This is a genomic window from Leptolyngbya sp. FACHB-711 (assembly GCF_014695615.1).
Lineage (GTDB): Bacteria > Cyanobacteriota > Cyanobacteriia > Elainellales > Elainellaceae > Leptolyngbya_A.
Genome location: NZ_JACJOR010000372.1, coordinates 1 through 5750 on the forward strand (window position 1 = coordinate 1; position 5750 = coordinate 5750).

Annotated in this window: 5 protein-coding genes; 4 read left to right on the forward strand and 1 reads right to left on the reverse strand. The window is 47.8% G+C overall.

Annotated elements, in window-relative coordinates:
- Positions 1–144 precede the first annotated feature (144 nt).
- Positions 145–408: a hypothetical protein gene (locus H6F80_RS15580; protein ID WP_190792444.1), complete on the forward strand. Its 264-nt coding sequence runs from the start codon at positions 145–147 to the stop codon at positions 406–408.
- Positions 409–528: 120 nt separating this feature from the next.
- Here H6F80_RS15580 and H6F80_RS15585 read toward each other — a convergent pair whose 3' ends face one another.
- Positions 529–729, reverse strand: a complete 201-nt coding sequence (locus H6F80_RS15585) for a DUF4278 domain-containing protein (RefSeq protein ID WP_190792445.1) — start codon at positions 727–729, stop codon at positions 529–531.
- A gap of 998 nt (positions 730–1727) precedes the next feature.
- Between H6F80_RS15585 and H6F80_RS15590 the strand changes: the two genes are divergently transcribed.
- The 3 genes from H6F80_RS15590 to H6F80_RS15600 all read left to right on the forward strand — a co-directional run.
- Positions 1728–3704 carry a hypothetical protein gene (locus H6F80_RS15590; RefSeq protein ID WP_190792446.1) on the forward strand — a complete coding sequence of 659 codons (1977 nt, stop codon included), beginning with the start codon at positions 1728–1730 and terminating at the stop codon, positions 3702–3704.
- Between the two features lie 167 nt (positions 3705–3871).
- Positions 3872–4501, forward strand: a complete 630-nt coding sequence (locus tag H6F80_RS15595) for a DUF4126 domain-containing protein (protein WP_190792447.1) — start codon at positions 3872–3874, stop codon at positions 4499–4501.
- Positions 4502–4718: 217 nt separating this feature from the next.
- On the forward strand, positions 4719–5750 hold a 1032-nt coding region (locus H6F80_RS15600), incomplete at its 3' end, for an AI-2E family transporter (RefSeq protein ID WP_190792448.1).

Consider the following 5750-nt stretch of genomic DNA (forward strand, 5'->3'; position numbering starts at 1 on the left):
GGGCGGTCGCAAACTTTTCATAACAGCGGGAGTTCTAACCATTGATAAAAACCGCTTCTAACTCTATGCAGACTAATTTTCCCTCAGCATCGCGTTAGGGTTAATCCAAGTTCGACCACTGAAGTAATTGTTGGGTTTAAAAGCATGGTTCCTAACTTAATGGAGTCCACAAAAGAGTACTGGCAAAAGCTGGATACCCTGGACGCTGCCTATAAACGAGGTGAGGTCTCGATCGAAGAAGTGGATGTAAAAGTCGCGCAATACATGACAGAACTGGGACAAGAACGACGCTTTTTCTTCCGGTTTGTCCGCGACCGATTCCATCAGCTATGGCAGGAAAAACCGGATTTCCTAGTAGGAATTGGACTTATGTTTGTTCTGACCTGGATGTGGGCTGCAGTCAACTAAAGCAATCTTCAAGACAACAAAAAACCTAGCCCTTGAGCTAGGTCGATCGATTAACCTTAGGAAGCGTTGACTTTAAAGATCGCTTAGAGATGAGGGCTGAGAATTGGAGCAAGCGAGGAGTTAGGCGATCGGTGTACCAATCGCTTCGTCAAACTTAGTTCCGCGATACATTAGGTGTAGAACCTGCTGAATTGCCAGCTTGTGAATCGGCTGATGAAATCTAACTTTCGCACCGCGATATTGTCCGCTCACTGATGCATTCTCAACGGTCATTGAATTGGAATTTAGGCTGTAGCGAACGCCTCGATACTGGAGTTCCATAACTTCTATTCTGGGGGTGAGGGGTGAAACAAAGGAAATTAATTTTTAGCATCAAACCTCAAGCAATGAAGTGGTTTTGAGGAAGATGCTGTCGATTGCTTTCAATACATTTGCTTTCGATATATTTAATGTAACCTGAAGCCTAACTAAAGCAATCACCCGATTGGTTCCTCTGGAAGAGGGATAATTCTTACTTGTGAGACAGACTGCTCCGTATGTCGCTACTTCTTGCGCTGGAAGTGGGGTGACTGGAAGTGTGGTGATAAATGTTGGTAGAACGGCACTGCCCCTCAAATTTCTCAATCCTGGTGGATAACGCTGGTGGATTTTCAATTGCTTGATTCTTGCAGCACTCTTCCACCATTCAAGGGCGAGGCATTCATCCGACATCGAATTTAGTAAGACAAGTAATACAACTGTTTGCTCTCAAAAAGACAAAATTCGATTGCCTCTGAGCGCTAATTTAGAGATGAAGGAGCCCCAAGAACTGGGAAACGGGGGAAATCAATGACTTTAGAACAACCGACTTGCAGCTTACTTGCACTCTAGGTTTCTCATTTTTCCCGAAAAAGGTGAGACAGACGGCTCCGTATCGCATCACTAAAACCGAGTTTCTCTTCTTTTTCTATTTAACCCAGCAAAAGAGGTAGCTCTATATCTAGTGTTGCCTGACCATCTCCCACGGTTTCCTACTCAACCTGTTGATAAGTAGAACCAGCTGAGGAACTTTGCTTTGTCTCAGATCAACTTCTGCTGAAAAAAGACAGCAATCCCTCCGCTCGCCCAGCTTTTGGCGTGAGACAAACGGCTCCCAATCCTAGCACGATCGCCTCTGGATCAAGTCACTTTTTCTCCAGATCTCGTCACCTGTAATATTTAAAGCCTTGATTCCACAAGGGTTGTAGGTCGATGAGACAAGCTTTAAACAGTCTGATCAGACTGATCCGGCCTCCTGTTTGCTTAAGACAAACCTGACACAATAGGCGCGATCGATTTCAATGAGGTGCAGCATCGTCGCGTCTGTTGCCACGGAAGCGTTTCGCTATGTCTTAGAGCAGGGAGATGAGTTTCTTGCTCTATTTCCGCATCGATTTGATTTCATTTACGCGGAGCATCCCGAACCGTCTCAATCCCCTCACTGGCAAACCGAGAGCCGCTATCCTTTATCCGATCGTTTGATTCTTCAGGGAGCTGCGCTGTATGGAGTGCGGTTTAGCTCTCAGACGCGCTATTGCCTGCTGGATATTGACACAGGTAGTGCCTATCATCCCCAGGCTGATTCGTTTGCGATCGGGCGGATGATGGCTGCTCTAGAGCCGCTTGGCTTCACGGCGTACCTTGCCTGTCAGTCGAGCTATCGCGGCGGCATTCACCTGTATTTACCGTTTCAAGATGCTCGCAGCTCCTGGGACTTAGCTGCTTGCGTGGCAGCCTTATTAGAGAACGCAGGATTTAAGCTCAAGCCCGGACAGCTCGAACTCTTTCCCAATCCCAAGCCTTTCAGCACTACGAAAAAGCCGACGCTCTTCAATGCCCACCGCTTGCCAATGCAGGCAGGTTCCTACTTACTGAATCAGAATTTTGAGACCGTTTGGAGCGATCGATCGCGCTTTGTGCAGCAATGGCGGTTTGTTCAGTCGTGCAATTCTGTTGAGACAAAAGTTTTACGCCAGCTTCTTAAGCAAAACAAACACAGACACTATCGAATTTCAGGAAAAGCAGATAAGTTTTTGAACGATCTCGATACTGAAATCGAACAGGGTTGGACCGCACATGGACAAACAAATCGCTTATTAGGACGCATTGCTCTGAGAACGTATGTTTTTCATCATGTTACACAGGGCGGTGAACCCCTTACTGGACAGGCTCTAATCGATCAAATTGTTTCCATTGCTCGATCACTTCCAGGATATCGAGATTGGTGCAGACATCAGCATGAAATCGAACACCGTGCCGCAGAATGGGCGAGCTGCGCCGAGAATAGCCATTACTTTCACTACACTCATCGCAGTACTGCTCAGGCTCCTGAGGCAAAGGCTACACGTGAGCAGCTTCTTTCCTGGAATCAGCAACAGTCAGAATCCGCTAGAGAAAAAATTCGACGGGCGATCGTGGATCTTTTAGAAAGAGACAGCTTGCCTGCAAAAACAACAGCTCGGTTTCAGGCGTTATTGCAATACGGCATTGGTGGAGCTTCGCTTTATCGCCATCGTGACCTGTGGCATCCTGAGCAGGTGGAAAGCTGCCTGGCTGTGGAAAACGATTTAGCTGTGGAAAACCCCCCGCACCCCCCAACTTCACTTTCAGCTAGACCGTCCGATCAATTGGAAACCAGTTCGAACGGTCTGAGCTGTACAAGCTTATTCCCCAGTAATGGTGGTAATGTCTCTTCTGAAGAGGGTTCTAGCGATCGATCGTCTGAGCGAATTCTCCAGGCTTCTCAAATTGCTCGCCGTGAAGAGCAGTATGAATCTAGACTTCAGCAGTATCTTAATTCGGGCGATCCTATCCTGATTGCAGAAGCAAAATCTTGCCAGCACGTTCAGCAAATCAACAGTTGTCCTGTTCACTCAACAGGTTCTCAAGCTGTACATGCCCATGATTTGGCTCAGGTTCTTCCTGACTGCGTTCAACCTTCCTCTGAATCTGAAAATCTCCTGTCTAATTCGATCGCCGTTCATTCACCTTTCGATTTATTTCAGCATTCATTCAGAAACCTAGCTAAAGATTCATTTCAGCATTCATCAGACGATCTATCTGATTTGCTGGTATTTGTCTCTGTAGAGATTAGGCGGCTACGGTGGAAGCACGACCAGATTCGCGATCGGCTTTTGCATCGATATACTAAACCCAGCCGCGCCATGTTAACTAAGGAAGAGTTGCTCGACTGGTTGACTTGGTTAAGCAGCCAGGGCGTCGATCGAACAATGAATCAAACAATGAGTAGTTCTGAAGAACACCAGGTTAAGCAGTGAACCTAAAAACGGCTCAAGAGATGTGTTTAGCGGGATAGGATCGGATTGTACTGTTTCGTTTATAACTTCTCACGCATCCTCATATTCCACGTGTCCTCATACTCACCTATCCCCTAATGGTCTGATGCTGATAAATCTGATGCTGATATAAAGGAGTAGTAAATCCCATGATGAACTGGGAAACATTAGTTGATCTGCTGCTGGGCATTGGTTTGAGCGCGGCAACAGGATTTCGAGTTTTTGTGCCGTTTTTTGTTTTGAGTGTGGCTGCGGTACTGGGACATATTGATCTGCCTACCAACTTCGACTGGATTGAAACCAATCAAGCTCTGATTGTGCTGGCAGCCGCAAGCCTGCTAGAGGTCATCGGCTACTACATTCCCTGGTTAGACCATCTGCTTGATACGATCGCTACGCCTGCCGCCGTGATTGCCGGAACCCTGGTCACTGCGCTGGCAACCTCCGGGCTGAATCCGCTGCTTCAGTGGACGCTAGCCATTATCGCGGGCGGAGGCACAGCAGGCTTAACCAAGGGCATGAACAATATTCTGCGCCTGATTTCCACCTCGATTTCGGTCGGGCTGACCAACCCCATCTTTGCCACGATCGAGCTAGTGCTCGCGATCGGACTGGCGGTTCTGGCGATTACGCTGCCGGTCGCAACCGGAGTGCTGGTAATTGTGCTGGTGCTGACGCTTCTTCGTAGGGCACGGCAGTTTCTTGCAGCGGCTCGATCGAATCTGGCTCAAACCCCAACGCAAACCCCCACTCAGACTCCCACTCAAACCCCGACCTAATCCGCTTTGCAATAGTTCTCTACCGATCGGAGGAATCAATTAACTTACCTCTTGAGCGATATCCAGATCCTGCCTTCTAGTGAAAGAATCAGATAGCGATCTGTTACAAAGTTTGAATGGGGTGTGAGGGAAGAGTTCTGCGGCGAGCGGATTTTCTTTGTCCAGCAAATAGCCATGATGTGGACGCGATAGCGAATAAATGGGCAGGAATCTGAGGATGAATGAAACTCAAAACAAGCGCACCGATGTCGTGAATCTCTGGGATCGGTTCAGTACGAGTTCTCTCGTCCGTTTTCTGTTGCTGTTTGCTTCGGGTTGGGCGTTAGTTCAGCTATTGCAGTATTTTGAATACGTTATTTTTACCTTTACGTTTGCAGCAATTCTTGCGCTTTTGCTCAACTATCCGGTGCGATATCTGGAACGGTTTCTTGGACGCAGTGCCGCACTTGGCGTGGTGATTGTGCTTAGTTTATTGTCGCTCGTCGTGATTGCGGTGAGTGCCGGAATTGCGCTTGCAAGCCAGCTTCAGCAGCTGATTACAACAGTGATTACTGCACTGGGATCTTCTCAAAATCCGCTCACTCGTCTTGAGAACCTGCTGCTAGCTCGTGACATTCCGCTCGATTTGGAACCCCTGGAACAGCAGATTCAAAATTTGTTGGCGTCTGCGCTCAGCTTTGCAGTGAACTCGATTCCTGCGCTGCTCAGCAACTATGTCACCTTTATTATTATTCTGGTCGTTGCGTTTTTCATGCTGATTGATGGCGCAAGGCTCTGGGGGTGGCTACTCAAGACGGTTCCTCATGCCCACCGCAGGCGAGTTGCTCAGGCAATTCAAACCAATTTTCTAGGGTTTATTCGAGGACAGATTATTATTTCTATTCTGCTGACCTGCGCCAGTTTTCTAGTGTTTGAAATCTTCCAGATTCCCTTTGCTCTGGTTCTGGCGGTGATTGTAGGATTGTTTGATCTGATTCCTGGGATCGGAGCAACGCTGGGCGTGAGTATTGCTTGTCTAATTATTCTGGTGCAGAGCGGCTGGCTGACTGCCCTCAAAGTGCTGGTCGTTTCAATTCTGCTGCAACAAGTTCAGGATAATTTAATTTCGCCGCGTGTTATGCAAAGCACAGTGCATCTACATCCAGTCGTAATCTTTTTCGCACTGCTGGTAGGCACTCAGATCGCGGGACTCCTGGGTGTGTTACTAGCCGTGCCGATCGCCGGAGTGATTGTAAGCCTGTTAGAAATT